Origin of the sequence: Shewanella sp. SM21 (assembly GCF_025654335.1) — a bacterium.
GTDB lineage: Bacteria > Pseudomonadota > Gammaproteobacteria > Enterobacterales > Shewanellaceae > Shewanella > Shewanella oncorhynchi.
Window position 1 is genome coordinate 151438 of the sequence record NZ_JAKKRL010000008.1, and the last position, 17007, is coordinate 168444.

At 46.1% G+C, this 17007-nt stretch carries 15 protein-coding genes; 11 read left to right on the forward strand and 4 right to left on the reverse strand.

What is annotated here, in order from left to right:
- Position 1: 1 nt before the first annotated feature.
- The 11 genes from L5L94_RS12585 (at position 2) to L5L94_RS12635 (ending at position 14297) form a co-directional block, all read left to right on the forward strand.
- The gene (locus L5L94_RS12585) at positions 2-565 is read left to right on the forward strand and encodes a sigma-70 family RNA polymerase sigma factor (protein WP_263163429.1); all 564 of its coding nucleotides are present in this window, start codon (positions 2-4) and stop codon (positions 563-565) included.
- Complete coding sequence (locus L5L94_RS12590; RefSeq protein WP_131525286.1) at positions 558-1262, forward strand: DUF3379 domain-containing protein; 705 nt, start codon at positions 558-560, stop codon at positions 1260-1262. The genes L5L94_RS12585 and L5L94_RS12590 overlap by 8 nt, the downstream gene beginning before the upstream one ends.
- A gap of 157 nt (positions 1263-1419) precedes the next feature.
- Positions 1420-2871, forward strand: coding sequence for a sodium/proline symporter PutP (gene putP / locus L5L94_RS12595; RefSeq protein ID WP_105253092.1), 1452 nt, complete (start codon positions 1420-1422; stop codon positions 2869-2871).
- A 353-nt stretch (positions 2872-3224) separates the two neighbouring features.
- The gene (locus L5L94_RS12600; protein ID WP_173244015.1) at positions 3225-4520 is read left to right on the forward strand and encodes an OmpP1/FadL family transporter; all 1296 of its coding nucleotides are present in this window, start codon (positions 3225-3227) and stop codon (positions 4518-4520) included.
- Positions 4521-4622: 102 nt separating this feature from the next.
- Positions 4623-5009: a VOC family protein gene (locus L5L94_RS12605; RefSeq protein ID WP_173244012.1), complete on the forward strand. Its 387-nt coding sequence runs from the start codon at positions 4623-4625 to the stop codon at positions 5007-5009.
- A 143-nt stretch (positions 5010-5152) separates the two neighbouring features.
- On the forward strand, positions 5153-5869 hold the full coding sequence (locus L5L94_RS12610) for an SIMPL domain-containing protein (RefSeq protein WP_028761062.1): 717 nt from the start codon (positions 5153-5155) through the stop codon (positions 5867-5869).
- A 176-nt stretch (positions 5870-6045) separates the two neighbouring features.
- Positions 6046-7059 (forward strand): efflux RND transporter periplasmic adaptor subunit, encoded by a 1014-nt coding sequence (locus tag L5L94_RS12615; RefSeq protein WP_212601835.1) that lies wholly within the window; start codon positions 6046-6048, stop codon positions 7057-7059.
- A gap of 36 nt (positions 7060-7095) precedes the next feature.
- Positions 7096-10338, forward strand: coding sequence for an efflux RND transporter permease subunit (locus tag L5L94_RS12620; RefSeq protein WP_263163432.1), 3243 nt, complete (start codon positions 7096-7098; stop codon positions 10336-10338).
- Between the two features lie 43 nt (positions 10339-10381).
- Positions 10382-10594 carry a DUF2892 domain-containing protein gene (locus L5L94_RS12625; protein ID WP_105252075.1) on the forward strand — a complete coding sequence of 71 codons (213 nt, stop codon included), beginning with the start codon at positions 10382-10384 and terminating at the stop codon, positions 10592-10594.
- A gap of 108 nt (positions 10595-10702) precedes the next feature.
- Positions 10703-11122, forward strand: coding sequence for a rhodanese-like domain-containing protein (locus tag L5L94_RS12630; RefSeq protein WP_263163434.1), 420 nt, complete (start codon positions 10703-10705; stop codon positions 11120-11122).
- A gap of 718 nt (positions 11123-11840) precedes the next feature.
- Positions 11841-14297: a S8 family serine peptidase gene (locus tag L5L94_RS12635; protein WP_263163436.1), complete on the forward strand. Its 2457-nt coding sequence runs from the start codon at positions 11841-11843 to the stop codon at positions 14295-14297.
- 83 nt (positions 14298-14380) lie between these two features.
- Here L5L94_RS12635 and L5L94_RS12640 read toward each other — a convergent pair whose 3' ends face one another.
- From L5L94_RS12640 to L5L94_RS12655, 4 genes are all read right to left on the reverse strand, one after another.
- A complete protein-coding gene (locus L5L94_RS12640; protein ID WP_113941666.1) occupies positions 14381-14926 on the reverse strand; it encodes a YaeQ family protein in 546 nt (181 codons plus the stop codon).
- A 176-nt stretch (positions 14927-15102) separates the two neighbouring features.
- The gene (locus L5L94_RS12645) at positions 15103-16014 is read right to left on the reverse strand and encodes a bifunctional precorrin-2 dehydrogenase/sirohydrochlorin ferrochelatase (RefSeq protein ID WP_263163438.1); all 912 of its coding nucleotides are present in this window, start codon (positions 16012-16014) and stop codon (positions 15103-15105) included.
- Positions 16015-16033: 19 nt separating this feature from the next.
- Positions 16034-16393 carry a rhodanese-like domain-containing protein gene (locus tag L5L94_RS12650; protein WP_028761070.1) on the reverse strand — a complete coding sequence of 120 codons (360 nt, stop codon included), beginning with the start codon at positions 16391-16393 and terminating at the stop codon, positions 16034-16036.
- Positions 16394-16521: 128 nt separating this feature from the next.
- Positions 16522-16839 (reverse strand): DUF2007 domain-containing protein, encoded by a 318-nt coding sequence (locus L5L94_RS12655; protein ID WP_028761071.1) that lies wholly within the window; start codon positions 16837-16839, stop codon positions 16522-16524.
- Positions 16840-17007 lie beyond the last annotated feature (168 nt).

Here is a 17007-nt window from a genome sequence, read left to right on the forward strand (position 1 = left end):
AATGTTTGCTAACTGGCGCAAGAAATCCGTCGAGCCCGCGGTCTCTTCTGACATGCTAAGCAAACAACGACGATACAACAGCCTAGTCAAGGCGCTACATGCAGACATTTTCCGCTACGCCTATTGGTTATGTGGCGATAAGCACGTGGCTGAAGACATTACCCAAGAAACCTTCTTGCGGGCGTGGCGCGCTTTGGATTCCCTCAAGGATGATAAAGCGGCGAAAGCTTGGCTGATCACGATTCTTAGGCGTGAAAATGCGCGGCGTTTCGAGCGTAAACAGTTCGATTATTCCGACGTTGAGCAAGATACCTTAGAGGACAATATCTCCAATAGCAGTGAAGAGCAGGCCGAGCAATATCTGATCCGTCGACAAATTGGCAAGCTGGATATCGAATACCGTGAACCACTCTTACTCCAGCTCATTGGTGGCTTTAGCGGCGATGAAATCGCCGAGCTGATGGAGCTCAATCGCAACACCGTAATGACGCGTTTATTTCGGGCGAGGAGCCAATTGAAAGAATTACTTGAGAAGAATGATGTGAGAGGTCAATCCAATGGATGAGCTTAAATTTAGACGTCAAGCTTATGAAGATCCTCATAATCAAGATGCTGACTTTCTGGCGCAGATCAATGCCAAGCCAGAAAACCAAGCCCTAATCAATGAGCTTAAAAACCTTGATGCCAAACTGAGCAACGCATTGAAAGTGGATGTGGCTGAGGATCTCGCCGACAAACTCATTTTGCGTCAGCAGTTACAACAGCACCATAAACAGCGCCGGCAAACGTTTTTTTTAGTGGCCATGGCAGCCTCAGTCGCGTTTGTGGTAGGCATCAGCTTCAGCCTATTACGCTTAGGGCCTATTGATTTGGCTGAACATGCCTTGGCCCATGTCTACCATGAAGATATTGCCTTGCATGTCGATCAAAATGTCAATTTTAGTCAAGTCAATGCCCAGCTTGCGTCGATAAAAGACTTTGGCAATGCCAAATTTACCCAACAACCGGGCAAAGTGTATTACACCTCTTATTGCGATTTTCAAGGGGTAAAAAGCCTGCACTTAGTACTTCAGGGCGAACAAAGTAAGGTGACACTCTTTATCGTGCCACTCGAGAAACGTATGGTGTTGGATAAAACCTTCGCCGACGGTAAATATCAAGGGATGGGCTTTGAAACGCCCGATGCATTTATTTTGCTCATAGGTGAGGATCAAGCTGACCTTAGCTATATAAAAGACGAAATCAAGAATATATTTATTTAAGCTATTGTTATAATTTGCATTTAAAAATCAATCTCCGATATTTTCATGTTATCGGAGGTTAGATTTCAATCACACTTACATCTGCTAATGGGCGCACGTTCAAACATCTGGTAGCATGCTTGCCACTTTTAATAATAAAAAGATGGGAAAAGGCAAGATGACGATTGAAACCCCGATTTTAATCACATTTGTTGGTTACTTAGTATTGATGATGGGCATAGGTTTTTGGGCTTACCGTGCTACCGATACTGTTGATGATTATATTTTAGGTGGCCGCAAAATGGGCCCCGCAGTGACCGCACTCAGCGTGGGTGCATCTGACATGTCAGGTTGGCTGTTACTGGGGTTACCCGGCGCAGTTTACTTAAGCGGCTTAGGTGCAGCCTGGATTGGCGTAGGATTAATTATTGGTGCTTGGCTAAACTGGTTATTTGTTGCCAAACGACTGCGCATTTATACCCAACTCGCCGATAACGCCCTCACTTTACCGGATTTTTTCGAGAAACGTTTCCACGATACCCAAGGCTATCTCAAGCTCGTTTCCGCAATCACTATTCTGGTGTTTTTTACTTTCTATGCCTCCTCTGGCATGGTCGGTGGCGCGATTTTGTTTGAGAAGGTCTTTGGGCTTGATTACACCGCAGCCCTCGTGATTGGCTCGGCCATCATAGTCGGTTACACCTTTATTGGCGGTTTCTTTGCCGTGTGTTGGACTGACTTTTTCCAAGGCAGTTTAATGCTCATCGCCCTATTGATTGTCCCTTTCGCCGTTTTCGCTCACCCCGAAAGCCATGCAGGTATTGAAACAATCGATCCCGCGATGTTGGCATTGGTCAATGACAAAACCACTGCCATCGGCATGTTATCTTTGCTCGCATGGGGCCTAGGTTATTTTGGTCAGCCACATATTTTGTCGCGTTTTATGGCGATAGGCAGTGCCGATGCCCTGCCCTTGTCACGCCGTATAGCCATGAGCTGGATGGTGTTATCTCTCATTGGCGCGTTAGCCACAGGTATCGCAGGATCGCTCTATTTCGCCAAAGAGCCATTAGCCAATTCTGAAACGGTATTTATCCATTTAGCTCAAGCGGCGTTTAACCCATGGATTGGTGGGCTATTAATCGCCGCTATTTTATCGGCAATCATGAGTACTATCGACTCACAGCTCTTAGTCTGCTCAAGTGTCATCACCGAAGATTTCTACCGTAAATGGTTGCGCCCAAAGGCCGATGATCGCGAGCTAATGATGGTAGGTCGTTTAGGTGTACTCGCTATCGCTGTAATTGCAGGTGTGATAGCACTCAATCCTGAAAGTAGCGTGCTCAGCCTAGTGAGTTATGCTTGGGCAGGCTTTGGTGCGGCCTTTGGTCCCGTAGTCTTGTTATCCCTGTTTTGGAAGCAATATAGCCGTAATGGCGCTATCGCCACTATTATTGTCGGTGCATTAACCGTGGTGATTTGGAAGCAACTCACTGGTGGCATTTTTGAAGTATACGAAATCCTTCCTGGGTTTATATTCGCGACTATTGCGGGTATTTTAGTCAGTAAATTCTCTGCTCCAAGTGAAAAAGTAACGACAGAGTTCGAACAATTTAAGTCTGCACTCTAATCTAGATATGCTTCCATATGTTAAAAAGCGCACAAGTGTGCGCTTTTTACATTTTGTATCCTTTTAAATGCCCAACACACCATTACAAACCGTTAACTTCAATTGAAACCCATAGCGGTACCCAAAGCCCTTCATATCAAGCATCTGGCCAGACCATTCAAGCATACTAAAGTATCACTCTTGTTTTAAAGACTTTTAATTAACTGAAAATTAACATATTTCACTTCTGGTCGGACTTGTTGAGGGTACATTGAATCCATAAGATGCCGGAGACTAATAAATGGATTTAAATACTTTCGGCGGACTAGGACCGAATAAAAATCCAATACTTATAAAAAATAGAGAGAATAATAATGAAAACATTCAACAAGACACTCATTGCCGTTTCTGTCGCATTAGCAAGCACACAAACCTTAGCTTCAGGTTTTCAACTAAACAGCCAATCAGCAACGGGTATGGGCCGTGCATTTGCGGGTGATGCGGTTATTGCCGATAACGCTTCTGTGTTATCACGTAACCCTGCTGCTATGGCATTATTCGATAAAGATGCGATCTCCTTCGGCTTAACTTATGCCGATATTACTGTTGATGTTAAAGACGTTAACTTTGCCGGTGGTGCCGTTGACTTAGGCAGCATCGATGACGCGGGTAGCTCTAAAATTATCCCTAATATTTTCTACATCCACCCCATCGACGATAAGTTCGCCGTAGGTTTTGCCGCTTTCTCTAACTTTGGTACCGGTACCGATGCCAGCTCACTTTCAAAGAGTTTACCAGCAGGCTCACCAGCACCTTATGATCTGCTTGGCGAAACAGAAGTAACAACGGTTAATTTTAACACCAGCCTTTCATACCGTATTAATGACATGTTCAGTATCGGTGCTGGTATTGATGCCATTTACGGTGAAGGCCGTTTAACCCGTAACATGGGCGCGACACCTCTGGTTGACGTCGACGCTGACGGTTGGGCGTTTGGTGGTATTGTGGGTGCCACAATTGAGTTAGATAAAGACAATCGTTTCGGTATCAGCTACCGTTTCAGCCCAACAGTGAATGTTAAAGGTGATGTTAATACCATTACATCAACCAATATACCAAATGTTGGACAAGTGGCTGTTGCCACCAGTTTTGATAGTTTAGATGTACCGCTAGCGGATATCTTCCAAGTTGCAGGTTTTCATCAAATCACCCCTAAGTTTGCTCTGCACTATACAGCACAGCACACCCAATGGGGTAATTTTGAACAAATCACAGCTAAAGATGGTGTTGCAACCATTCCAGCTGTTGGAGTGACTCAAGCCGTAGGTGATGTTGCGCTGAAAGAATACCAATGGAAAGATTCATGGTTATTCAGCCTAGGTGGCACTTACACAATCAACGAACAATTCACCGTGCGCGCGGGTTATATGCATGACCAAGGCGTTGTGGACGAAATCAGCTCTATTTCATTCCCAGACTCTGACCGTAACTGGTATACAGCGGGTATGAGCTACCACATCAACCCACAAAACACGGTTGACTTTGGTATCGCTTATATTAAAGGTGAAGAAGTTCACCTGATCGAAAACAGCGCAATCGCAGGCCCTGTTAATGCGATTACTGAATCAAGTGGTATGTACTACTCAGTTCAATACAGCTACCAGTTCTAAGATAAATTCCTAACACCAAAGCCGCATTTTTTGCGGCTTTTTTGTATCTTAAGCATTTATTGCCTAAAGTTAATTCATACTCCTGTAAATGCAGCTACGGCTATGGCTAAAGTCATTGGACTCGGTGGAATTTTCTTTAAAAGTGTCGATCCCGTTGCCTTGGCAACTTGGTACAAAACCCATCTTCAAGTCCCTATTGAAAACTGGGGAGGCGCCGCGTTTTATCACACAGATAAATCAACTCTTGGCTACCATGTTTGGACTCCTTTCGCCCATAGCACGGACTATTTCGCCCCCTCAGATAAAGGGTTTATGTTCAACTTTGTCGTTGACGATTTAGAGCAAGCACTCCTACAAGTAGAGCAAGGTGGCGGTCAACCGATTGGTGGTATTGAAGATTCAGAATTTGGCCGCTTTGGCTGGTTTATTGACCCTGATGGCAATAAAGTCGAATTATGGCAGCCAAGCGCCATCCCTCCTGAAAAATAAATGCTTTAAACAGATATTTCAAAACTCATCTCTCAACATAATCTCCTCTGCCTTAAGCGGCATCTATTCCGAATAAACCCAGTGCATGACTGAGGTTTATTCGGTATCGTAGACTGAGTTCATCTAATCAAGAGATTCTTTTTATGGAAAAAAGTAACATCCTTCCTGCCCTGCTGTTAGGTGGTTTCCTTTGCGCTGGACTTGTTTATGTAGGCCAGACAGCAAGCTCAGCACTATTGCAAATGAAAGCCATGGAACGCACTGTCACGGTAAAGGGCTTAGCGGAAAAAGAAGTCAAAGCCAATGTGGCAATTTGGCCAATCAATTTCACTGAGGTCGATAACAATCTGCCTAAACTCTATGAGACGGTTCAGCAAAAAACCGATCGTGTTGTGGCGTTTTTAAAGGAACAAGGCTTTAGCGACAGCGAAATTACTGTCTCTTTGCCTTCAATTGAAGATCGCCAAGCCCAAGGTTATGTCGATCCCAACGTCAGATACCGTTACTCGGCAAAAGTGAACCTATCGGTTTATACCCCACAGATTGATCTCATGCTGAACACCCGTAAGCAAATGATTAACTTAGTAAAAGAAGGTATAGCGATCGCTAGCCAAGATTATGATAATCGCACTGAGTTTCTGTTTACCGATCTCAACTCAGTCAAACCTATCATGGTGCAAGAAGCGACTCAAAATGCCCGCGAAGTGGCTGAAAAGTTTGCTAAGGATTCGGATTCTCGCCTCGGAAAAATTAAAAGTGCGAGTCAAGGCCAGTTCACTATTTCAGACCGCGATAGCAGCACGCCTTACATTAAACAAATTCGCATCGTTTCCACACTAACCTATTATTTAAATGACTAAATTTTAGGCTTAATTTGAAGCTCTGAAGCATGAGGAATAAGGCGCTATAGGCCTTATTCCTTATTCCTAAATTAGGTAAAAACACTACATTAAATTTTTCTAATAAATATTGATTGCCTATTGAAAACAACTCCATTAGAATTTTCTCATAAATTACATCTGGGGTGATATAAGTTATGACATCAATTTCTCGTGCTTTTTTCTTACTGCTGGCACTTTCCAGTACTCAAGCTCAGGCTGCCTCAGTCGAAACCATCGAAGTCTTAAATAAACCCTATCCGAATTGGGTCACCTTAGACGCCACCATTGAAGCAGTAAAAGCGGCGACGGTATCGGCGCAAACCTCTGGTCGTATTGTCAAACTCAACTACGATGTTAACGATGTCGTCCCCGAAGGAGCCGCCCTACTGGAAATTACCAGTAAAGAGCAAGGCGCTGAACTGGCAAGCTTTGAGGCTGATCTAGCCAAAGCGAAGGCTTTAAATGTCGAAGCTCAGGCACAATACAAACGTTATAAAGAGCTATTTCCCCAAGGCGCGATTTCTAAGGGCGCGATGGATGAAGCCACCGCCAATGCTAAAGCAACAGAACAAGCCGTCAGTGCAGCACAAGCCCGTGTCATCAAAGCCAACGAATCCTTAAAATACACTGTCGTTTCAGCGCCTTTTAGTGGCATAGTCACTGAGCGTTTTGTCGAACTTGGCGAAACCGTAAGCCCAGGACAAGCACTACTTTCAGGGTTTTCCGCGAGTCAAATGCGCGCCATTACCCAAGTGCCACAGCGTTACATTAACCAACTTAAAAATTCCCCCGAATTTCTCGTCCGTTTAAGTGATGGGCGCGAGTTCACCTCAACTGACCTCACGATTTTTAGTTTCGCCGATCCCGTCAGCCACAGTTATCAAGTGCGAATTAATCTGCCAGAAAATGAAGCCAATCTTCAACCCGGTACTTGGGCAAAAGCTTCCTTTAAAAATGGCGATCGGGAAAAAATCCAACTGCCCGCCTCTGCACTGCTCACAATGAACGAACTGAGCAGTGTTTACCTTAAACAAGGCGAAGCCTTTGTGCTGACCCAAGTCCGTGTCACTGAGCCCTTAGATGGCGAGGTAGAAGTGCTTGCGGGCCTTAAGTCGGGTGACAAGGTGGCCGTTGATGCCTACCAAGTGTTGCTCAGCAAGAAGCAATAAATTCCCTAGCGACTTAAGCTTTGTCGAGGTTGTTTTATGAAACATGCTCCAGTACCACAAACCACACTTGGGATTTCCGGACGAATTGCCGCTGCCTTTCAAAATAGCGCCATCACGCCGCTATTAGCACTTCTCGGGCTCTTACTTGGCTTATTCGCCATTTTGGTGACACCAAAAGAAGAAGAGCCACAAATTGATGTCACCTTTGCCGATGTGTTTATCCCTTTTCCCGGCGCGACACCCACGGAAGTTGAAAACTTAGTCACCCTGCCAGCGGAACAAGTGATCTCCGAAATCAAAGGTATCGATACTCTGTACTCGTTCTCCCAACCCGATGGCGCGCTGATCATCGTCATCTTTAAGGTCGGTGTTGCGCGCAATGATGCCATCGTCAGCCTATACAACCAGATTTATTCCAACATGGATAAATTACCAAGGGGCGCTGGCGTGGGTGAACCGCTAATTAAACCCCGCGGCATCGATGATGTGCCCATTGTCAGTTTGACCTTATGGTCAAAGGACAGGCAAGTGTCTGCTGAGCAGCTAACCCATGTCGCCCTTGGATTAGAAACCGAAATTAAGCGTATTCCCGGCACTCGCGAAATCGATACCGTTGGCCAGCACGATATGGTGGCCAACATACGTATCGATCCCGCCAAGATGAACAGCTTTAATCTGACCTACGATAAGTTAAGACAAAGCCTGAATGACAATAATATGGTCTCTATGCCTGCATCCTTAGTGCAAGGCAATCAAGAGATTAAAGTTCAGGCTGGGCAGTTTTTACAATCCATCGACGATCTCAAGCAATTAGTCGTCAGTGTCTATCAAGATAAACAAGGCAAGAATATTCCGATTTATTTGGCAGATATTGCCGAAATCAGCTTAAAAAGTGATATCCCTAAACAGAGCGTTTGGCACGCAGATAAAACCGACATTTATCCCGCTGTCACAATCGCAATTGGTAAACAAGCAGGCCAAAATGCCGTCGACATCGCCGACAGTGTGATTGAGCGGATAGCTAAAGTCGACAATGTGTTGATCCCGGCAAATGTCGAAGTCACAGTGTCACGTAACTATGGCGAAACCGCGGCGGATAAATCTAACACCCTTATTTTAAAACTGATTTTTGCCACCAGCGCCGTAGTCGTGCTGGTCTTTTTAACCATGGGCGCACGCGAATCCTTAGTCGTGGGCGTGGCCATTATTATCACGCTAGCGATCACCCTTTTCGCCTCTTGGGCGTGGGGATTTACCTTAAACCGCGTGTCCTTGTTCGCCTTGATTTTCTCCATCGGCATTTTGGTCGACGATGCCATAGTCGTAGTAGAAAACATCCACCGACATATGGCACTCGGCAAAAAGTCTTTTAGTGAGCTTATTCCTGTGGCGGTCGATGAAGTCGGTGGCCCGACGATTCTGGCGACATTTACAGTTATCGCAGCCTTGCTGCCGATGGCTTTTGTATCGGGCTTAATGGGGCCTTACATGAGCCCGATCCCCATCAACGCCAGTATGGGCATGTTAATTTCCCTCGTTGTGGCATTTGTGGTCACTCCTTGGCTCAGTCATAAACTGCTGAAACATAATGACCAACACGATACTGCCCAAGCCTCGCACGAGGATGAAGCTGAAACTAAGATGGTGCGCCTCTTTACTCACTTAATTGGTCCTTTCCTGCTGGGTAAAAATGCCCGTAAGGCAAGAGTGGGACTGGCTGCCGGCGTATTTGTGTTAATCGGCATCGCCGTCGCGCTCCCCGTGGGTCAGCTCGTGGTGCTTAAAATGCTGCCCTTCGATAATAAGTCAGAGTTTCAAGTGATGGTGGACATGCCAGAAGGCACTCCCGTAGAGCAAACACAAAGAGTATTGCAGGATTTGAGTCGCTACCTAACAACCGTCCCTGAGGTCGAGCATCTGCAATTGTATGCGGGCACTAACGCGCCAATGAACTTTAACGGCTTAGTGCGCCACTATTTCCTGCGTCACAGCCAAGAGCTTGGCGACATCCAAGTGAACCTAGTGGATAAGAAACACCGCAAGCGCGACAGCCACAGCATAGCGGTATCGGTGCGAGACGAACTGCAGCAAATTGGCGAGCAATATCAAGCCAATATCAAAGTGGTTGAAGTGCCACCTGGGCCGCCGGTGTGGTCGCCGCTGGTTGCTGAAGTGTATGGCCCAAGCCCCGCAATCCGCGAGCAAGCCGCTTACGAGATGCAGGCGCTGTTCCATGAAACCAAAGATGTGGTCGATATCGATATTTTCTTGCCCGCAGCCCAGCAAAAATGGCAAGTGATGATCGACCGCAGTAAAGCCAGCCTGATGGCCGTGCCCTACAGCAATATTGTCGACTTGATTGCCACCTCCGTTGGCGGCAAAGATGTGAGTTATTTACATCAAGCCCAGCAAAAACAACCGATACCGATCCGCCTGCAATTAAACGAAGGCGCGAAAGTCGATTTAGATCAAGTGCTGAATATGAAGTTACTGAGCCAAACGGGGCAATCCGTGCCTGTGTCTGAGCTGGTAACCATCAAACGCGGCAAAATCGATGCACCGATTATCCATAAGAATATGATCCCTATGATCATGGTTGTCGCCGATATGTCGGGACCACTGGACAGCCCGCTCTACGGCATGTTCGATATGGCGGGCAAAATCGATGGCGTCGATGGCTTAGGGTTTGATCAGCATTATATTCACCAACCCACAGGGTTAGACTCAGTCGCCGTGCTCTGGGATGGCGAATGGAAGATCACCTACGAAACCTTTAGAGACATGGGTATCGCCTATGCGGTCGGTATGATTGCGATTTATTTATTGGTGGTCGCGCAGTTTAGATCGTATCTGGTGCCGCTTATCATCATGGCGCCAATTCCACTGACTGTGATTGGCGTAATGCCTGGACATGCCCTGCTCGGAGCACAATTCACCGCGACGTCCATGATAGGCATGATAGCGCTGGCGGGGATTATTGTGCGTAACTCGATATTATTGGTCGATTTTATTAATCAAGAAACCGCATCCGGCGTGCCCTTTGAGCGGGCAGTGATCCACTCTGGCGCCGTGCGAGCTAAACCTATCATGCTGACTGCATTTGCAGCCATGATAGGGGCATTGTTTATTCTTGATGATCCGATTTTCAATGGCTTAGCGATCAGTCTGATCTTTGGTATTTTTATCTCGACCATACTGACCTTAGTTGTCATCCCTGTGCTGTACTACACGGCCATGAAAAACCGTATGAATACTGTTCAGATACAAACACAAAACTAACCACAACAAAGGCCATCACCAAGATGGCTTCAAGGAGTAAGGTATGTCATTAGAACGCAGTATTATGGCTTTTGCCGGATTGATGGTGTTACTGTCACTGGTGTTAACCGCCTATGTGCACCACAACTTTCTGTGGTTAACCGCATTTGTTGGCGCTAACCTATTCCAAAGTGCTTTTACCGGTTTTTGTCCTGCCGCCATGGTTTTACGAAAATTGGGTGTAAAATCAGAGGCTGAAATTGCTAAACAAAGCTAAGCCACATACAGTCACTACTTAAGAGTTAAGATAAGAGATAAGAGATAGGTGAGCAAGTACACGCTTGACTAATACAAGCGTGCCGAAAAGCCGTCAAGGAGAGATAAAGTGACCCACAACCTCGTAACCAGTGGCCAAAGTCTAATGCGCTTAGCCCTATTAAGCTTGCAATCACTGGTACTCATGCCACTGCTGCTAATGCCCATGATAGCCAGCGCCGCCGACCAAGATCCTGCAATCGCATGGGATAAAATTGCCGCAGGCGCTATGGTGCTCGATGTTAGAACGCCTGAAGAATTTGCCGAAGGTCATTTAGCGAATGCGGTCAATATTCCCTTTGAGCAAGTGACAGAGGAGTTTGCTAAGCGTGGCATCGCCAAAGATGCTCCCGTCGTCTTGTATTGCCGCAGCGGTCGTCGTAGCAGTATTGCGACCGAAGCCTTAGTCGCTGCCGGATACACCCAAACCTATAATGGTGGCGGCTATTCCACCTTAGTTGAAGCGCAAAAACGCCCGCTAAGTAATTAACAACCATCAAATTGGCTCTAGTGTGGGGAAGTAAGAATAAATCACTTTAGTACTCTCACCTCGCTCTAGCCATTCAAGGCTTAACGGCTAAAAGCGCCCTAGGGCGCTTTTTTATTGTCTAAGTAAAATATCGAAATTAAGCAGGGGGTGGATTAATAGGTTCTTACCAGATTCATTGTGGACGAAAGAACACAGGATTTTTTAGTAGTTCTATAAAATAAGTAACCCCCGTATTCCCAAACAGCCTAAGTAAAGTCAATCCATTGGCAACTGCCACCCTATTGACAGCCTTTTGCAACAATTTCGCATAATCAATCACTTGAGAAAATATTATCATTATGATGAAAACTTAAAGTTTGTTTTTATTATTTTTAATTACAAAAAAATATATATATAAATTTCAATGCATTGATAACGGTAAAATCAATCAAAAACCCGTATATGAAGTCGTAAATTCGTATTCACTTATTCACGTTTATCACATAAAAAAACAAATATTTTAATAAAATTTGGTTACAAATCGTTACAACTTGAATTTATATGCACTATAAATGACTATTAAATCCAAATACTTACCAACCGCCATACCGTTAACAATTGATTTACAAATGACGTGGTCGCAGATAAATTCACTAACCGAGTAGCATCTGAGTCGTAGTTATTCTTATGAAACATAAAATAATAATGATTAACACTAAATTGACCATGGAAGAAGAACATGACAATCAACAGAACCACTAAAATAGCGTTAAGCCTTTCAAGCTTAGCTATTGCGATCTCAGCTGGTGTACAAGCAGCACCACAAGCCCCAGGTTTTGCCGTAGCATTACAAGCACAAACCTCCCCACTGCCAAAGCGTTACATTGTGAAGTTTAAAAACACTGATGCCGCGGCCATCATGTCAGCCAATAGTGTGCAATCAACGAGTGATCTGCAGTCACTCAATGACGCGACAACAGATACGCTACCAACCACAATGAATTATCAGCCACAAATGGCTGAAATCAGTGCCCAACATACCACATTAAATAAAGTACAAGCGAAGGAAATGAAGCGTATCGGCCGCAGTAACAGCTACTCGGTGAAACTCGATGCCAAAGGGATCAATGCATTAAAAACCCGTGCTGATGTGGAATATGTCGAAGAAGATATGCCACGCCGCTTTCTAAGTGAAAGTACGCCTTGGGGCCAAACTTTTGTGGGAGCAACCCAGCTAAGCGATAGCCAAGCGGGCAACCGCACTATTTGTATTATCGACTCAGGCTACGACCGTAGTCACAGCGACTTAGGTGGCAACAATGTCACAGGGACCAATAACTCAGGCACGGGTAACTGGTTTGAGCCGGGCAATAATAACGCCCACGGTACCCACGTTGCGGGGACGATTGCGGCGATTGCCAACAATGATGGCGTGATCGGCGTTATGCCAAATCAAAATGCCAATATTCATGTGATCAAAGTGTTTAATGAATCTGGCTGGGGCTACTCTTCATCCTTAGTCGCTGCCGTAGACACTTGTGTCACCAACGGCGCCAATGTTGTCACTATGAGTTTAGGTGGTTCAGGTTCTAGCACCACTGAGCGTAACGCTCTGGCCGCCCACTATAATAATGGTGTTCTCCTGATTGCTGCTGCGGGTAACGATGGGAATAGCACTCACAGCTACCCAGCATCCTACGATGGCGTCATGTCTGTCGCCTCTGTGGATAGCCATAAAGACCACTCAGCATTCTCCCAATACACCAACCAAGTGGAAATATCTGGCCCTGGTGAAGCCGTTCTATCGACTGTTACCCGTGGCGAAGGCCGTTTAGCCGATATCACTATCGGCAATCAGTCTTACTTTGACTCAGGTGTCGTACCGCACAATCGCCTGATACCTTCTGGTAGCAGCTATGTCCCCGCACCATTTAACGGTACCAGCACTGCAACTTTGGCAGAATGTACCGTTAGCGGCACAAGCTTCAACTGCGGCAACATGACCAATAAGATTTGTTTAGTGGAACGTGTTGGTAATCAAGGCACTAGCTACCCTGAAATTAACGCAGCTAAAGCCTGTAAGAATGCAGGTGCCAGTGCGACGATTGTTTACAGTAACGCGGCATTACCCGGCTTACAAAACCCCTTCCTTGTCGATGCTAACAACGAAATCAATATGGTTTCTGTATCTGTTGATCGTGCAACAGGTTTAGCACTGCGCAATCAACTGGGCGCGACAGTCACTGTCAGCAACCAAGGCAATAAAGATTACGAGTACTACAATGGTACATCAATGGCGACACCGCATGTGTCAGGTGTTGCGACCTTAGTGTGGAGCTACCACCCAGAATGTAGTGCGGCGCAAGTCCGTAACGCATTGAAAATGACTGCAGAAGATCTTGGTACTGCAGGTCGTGACAACTACTATGGCTATGGTTTAGTTAATGCAGTTGCAGCAAAAGCCTTCCTAGACGCATCTTGTACTGGTCCAACGGATCCTGTCGATCCAACCGAACCGGGCGATAGTGTTCTGGTGAACGGTGTGGCGAAAACAGGTTTAGCAGGCGCAACAGGTGAAGAATTACATTTTTCATTTGAGGTTCCAGCAGGTGCAACTAACCTAGGCTTTGTGATGAACGGTGGCACAGGTGATGCGGACTTGTATGTGCAATATGGCGCGGCGCCAACCACCACTAATTACGATTGCCGTCCGTATAAAAGTGGCAATAGTGAGTCTTGTCCAATCACCAACGTACAATCAGGCACTTACTATGCTATGGTGAAAGGCGATTCGGCTTTCACTGGTGTGTCGTTAACGGCGAACTACACAGCGTCTAATGGCGGCGGTACGCCAACGAGCTATACCAATGCTGATAACTATAATATTCCTGATAACAAAGCGGCGGGGATCACTAGCCCAATCACGGTTACTCGCACAGGTGATTCAGGTACTGTGACTGCAGTCGTGAACATAGTCCACCCTTACATTGGTGACTTAAAAGTGCAGCTGATCAGCCCTTCAGGAAAAACGGTTACCCTGCATAACAACACAGGTCTTGGTGCAGACAATATCAACAAGAGCTATACCGCAGATATGACAGGTGCGAATTCGAACGGCGTATGGAAGTTAAAAGCCGTAGACAGTGGCCGTGGTGATGCTGGCTATATCGATAGCTGGGAACTGAGCTTCAAATAAATCAAAATCGATACTCTTACTGATACTTAAAAGTGATAAACGGAAAGAGCCTGCAATTGCAGGCTCTTTTTTTACAAAACATGTTATTCAATATCTTTGAGAATTTCAGGCTCAATCAACACGCTGGTTTCATTATCCGATAACCAAATTTGGCCTTCACTAATCGAAACTTGCAATGCCATATTACGCCCAACAAAGGCTTCCATCGCCGTGACGGACTCTTCGGCAATATTCCACACTTTTAAATTCTGATAACGCTCTAACGCTTGCTGATTCTGTTTCCACCAAATCGGTACACTGCGACCACCATAGGTAAAGAGCTGCACGACTTTGGCACGGCCGCTGGCCTTTCGCAGCCATTTTTCATCGGCCTGACCAAACTCAACCCACAGATCAATTTCACCGGATAGGGTTTTGTCCCATAGCTCTGGCTCGTCATCGACGCACAGACCTTTACTAAAACTTAAGGTTTCGCTGGCATTCACAATAAACGCGAGTAAACGCACCATCATGCGGCCATCGGTTTCGGAAGGATGCTGTGCAAGCGTCAATTGATGGTCTTGGTAATAATTCCGATCCATATCGGCTATCTGTAAATTGACTTTAAACACGGTCGCCTTGAGGGCCATAGTCATCCTAAATGCAGAGTGAAATCCTGAAACAGCGAAATCCTAAAATAAGGCTGCCGAGTCTACCTGAGACTCGGCATTAGCTCAAACGAACAATAGAATACGCCCATGAAATCGAACATAAAGTGCAATCGAACAAAAGGTTAAATCGAACCCAAGGCTGAATCGGTAAGAAATTAAATCGCACCGGGTCGCAGATGTTTAGCCATGGGGAAATGGGCTTTCAACAAGCTGATTTTTTGCGTATCCGCTACCAGTAGCATGCGCGTACCCAGCTCATACTGTTGACTCAACTCACTGAAAGCGGGTAAAAAACCGCGATCTGCGTCGCGGCGAACAAGTTCAGCGAGTTCAACGCTTAAATCACCTTGGCTGTATATACAATCGAGGCGCTGCAATAGCGGCATGGCGGCGAGCGGCAGTAAGTCCACAGAGGTTGCATCATCCAACAAAAGGATTTCGCCGCGGCAGACTAAGTTATTAAACGCATTATGGTAATGCTCAGTGGTACGACTATCGAAACGGTCGCCATTGGTATCGAAAAAACGCTCCCAAAATAAGCGGCGTTTCGAGGTTGAATCGAGTTTATCTTGTACTTCGACGCGTCTATCGGCGACAAAATCGAATAACGGTTTGAGTGACTGCGGTAGGCTAGATTCTAAACGCGAGCGAATCGTGCGTGCAAATACCGGTGCAGCGCCCGCAGTGCTGATCGCGACCACTAAACGACCTCGATCCACAATAGAAGGAGTGATAAAGCGGCAAAAGGCCGGATTATCAACGGCATTAACCCAGATACCACGCGCGGTAGCTAAGGTCGCTAACTCTGCATTAAGACTGTCGTTTGCCGTAGCTAAATACACCAAATCATAATTTTGAACGTCGGCATGGACAACTTCACGCTGGGATAACAAAATGCGGCCAGCATCTGCATAACGTTGCACTTCAGGGTTCACCTCTGGCGCTACCACGTGGATATTGGCTTCAGTACGTGTCAGCAGTGCTAACTTACGGCTCGCCACATCGCCCGCCCCCACCAGTAGAACATTCAAATTAACCGTATCGACAAACAAGGGAAAATATTGCATTAGATGAGATCCTGAACGCTTAGTCCTGCACGACTGGCAGTTGACGCTGTATCCAGCCCTTATAGCCACCAATCATAGATGCAACGTGGGTGTAACCCATAAGTTGCAGATTATGGGCAGCCAAGGCGGAGCGCGCACCACCCGCGCAGTAGAGTAATATGGGTGTATTTTTATCGGGGAAACGCGCTTCGATATCACGCTCTAAAATACCCCGGCTTAAATGTTTCGCTTGGGGTAAATGATCTTGCAGCCACTCACGATCCTCACGCACATCAACAAGGTGCCAGCGGTCATCGGCCTGATAAGCTTCGATTGTCACTTCGGTGATATTAGGCAGAATAGCGTCAACAAGGGCGGAAAATGCATTGGGATGCTGCATCACTAACTCCTAGATAAGATATTGAATGACATGATGAATGTCCGCTTATCAGCAAAGTGTAATCTTCTCATCCTGCAGACGCAATCTTTCAGCCTCACCGCAAAGCTGAGAAGGTTGCCAGTGAAAGGCTAGTTGTGGCTTTCGCTGCGCTCTGAGCTACATTGCCAGCAAAGCTCAAAACTGCCTTCATTAGTCTCATGGCATTGCACACACTGCCATTGCGGACTTTCAACATCCAACGCATTCAATTGAACTTGTGCCGACGCGTATTGGGACTCACCTACCCATAACTCGACGTTTTGCATCCCAGTAGGGAGTTCACCAATGCCGCCTAATAACGCTTCACCTCTGAGTTCAACATGAATGCCACAGGCCTCCAATAAACCTTTCCATGTGTGGGCCTGCAATAAATTACCACCAGCAACTAACACTTTACGTTCTTCCATGCGACATCCTACGGCTACAACTCTCTAGAATATGGGTTGCCGACATCCTACTGCTAAATAGCCGAGGCTGTCGAGCGCTGATTTTTACATCAGTTGTTAAATAAATTAACATTCACCTTTTACAGCATAACTGACTATAACTTTGTGAGTTTGCTAGCAGAATGTCAG

What these genes read in the sequence shown, in the direction of transcription:
- L5L94_RS12625 (WP_105252075.1), top strand. Translation starts at nt 10,382, where the DNA reads ATGTCATTAGAACGCAGTATTATGGCTTTTGCCGGATTGATGGTGTTA.
- putP (WP_105253092.1), top strand. Translation starts at nt 1,420, where the DNA reads ATGACGATTGAAACCCCGATTTTAATCACATTTGTTGGTTACTTAGTA.
- L5L94_RS12600 (WP_173244015.1), top strand. Translation starts at nt 3,225, where the DNA reads ATGAAAACATTCAACAAGACACTCATTGCCGTTTCTGTCGCATTAGCA.
- L5L94_RS12615 (WP_212601835.1), top strand. Translation starts at nt 6,046, where the DNA reads ATGACATCAATTTCTCGTGCTTTTTTCTTACTGCTGGCACTTTCCAGT.
- L5L94_RS12635 (WP_263163436.1), top strand. Translation starts at nt 11,841, where the DNA reads ATGACAATCAACAGAACCACTAAAATAGCGTTAAGCCTTTCAAGCTTA.
- L5L94_RS12620 (WP_263163432.1), top strand. Translation starts at nt 7,096, where the DNA reads ATGAAACATGCTCCAGTACCACAAACCACACTTGGGATTTCCGGACGA.
- L5L94_RS12650 (WP_028761070.1), bottom strand. Translation starts at nt 16,393, where the DNA reads ATGCAGCATCCCAATGCATTTTCCGCCCTTGTTGACGCTATTCTGCCT.
- L5L94_RS12655 (WP_028761071.1), bottom strand. Translation starts at nt 16,839, where the DNA reads ATGGAAGAACGTAAAGTGTTAGTTGCTGGTGGTAATTTATTGCAGGCC.
- L5L94_RS12605 (WP_173244012.1), top strand. Translation starts at nt 4,623, where the DNA reads ATGGCTAAAGTCATTGGACTCGGTGGAATTTTCTTTAAAAGTGTCGAT.
- L5L94_RS12610 (WP_028761062.1), top strand. Translation starts at nt 5,153, where the DNA reads ATGGAAAAAAGTAACATCCTTCCTGCCCTGCTGTTAGGTGGTTTCCTT.
- L5L94_RS12590 (WP_131525286.1), top strand. Translation starts at nt 558, where the DNA reads ATGGATGAGCTTAAATTTAGACGTCAAGCTTATGAAGATCCTCATAAT.
- L5L94_RS12645 (WP_263163438.1), bottom strand. Translation starts at nt 16,014, where the DNA reads ATGCAATATTTTCCCTTGTTTGTCGATACGGTTAATTTGAATGTTCTA.
- L5L94_RS12585 (WP_263163429.1), top strand. Translation starts at nt 2, where the DNA reads ATGTTTGCTAACTGGCGCAAGAAATCCGTCGAGCCCGCGGTCTCTTCT.
- L5L94_RS12640 (WP_113941666.1), bottom strand. Translation starts at nt 14,926, where the DNA reads ATGGCCCTCAAGGCGACCGTGTTTAAAGTCAATTTACAGATAGCCGAT.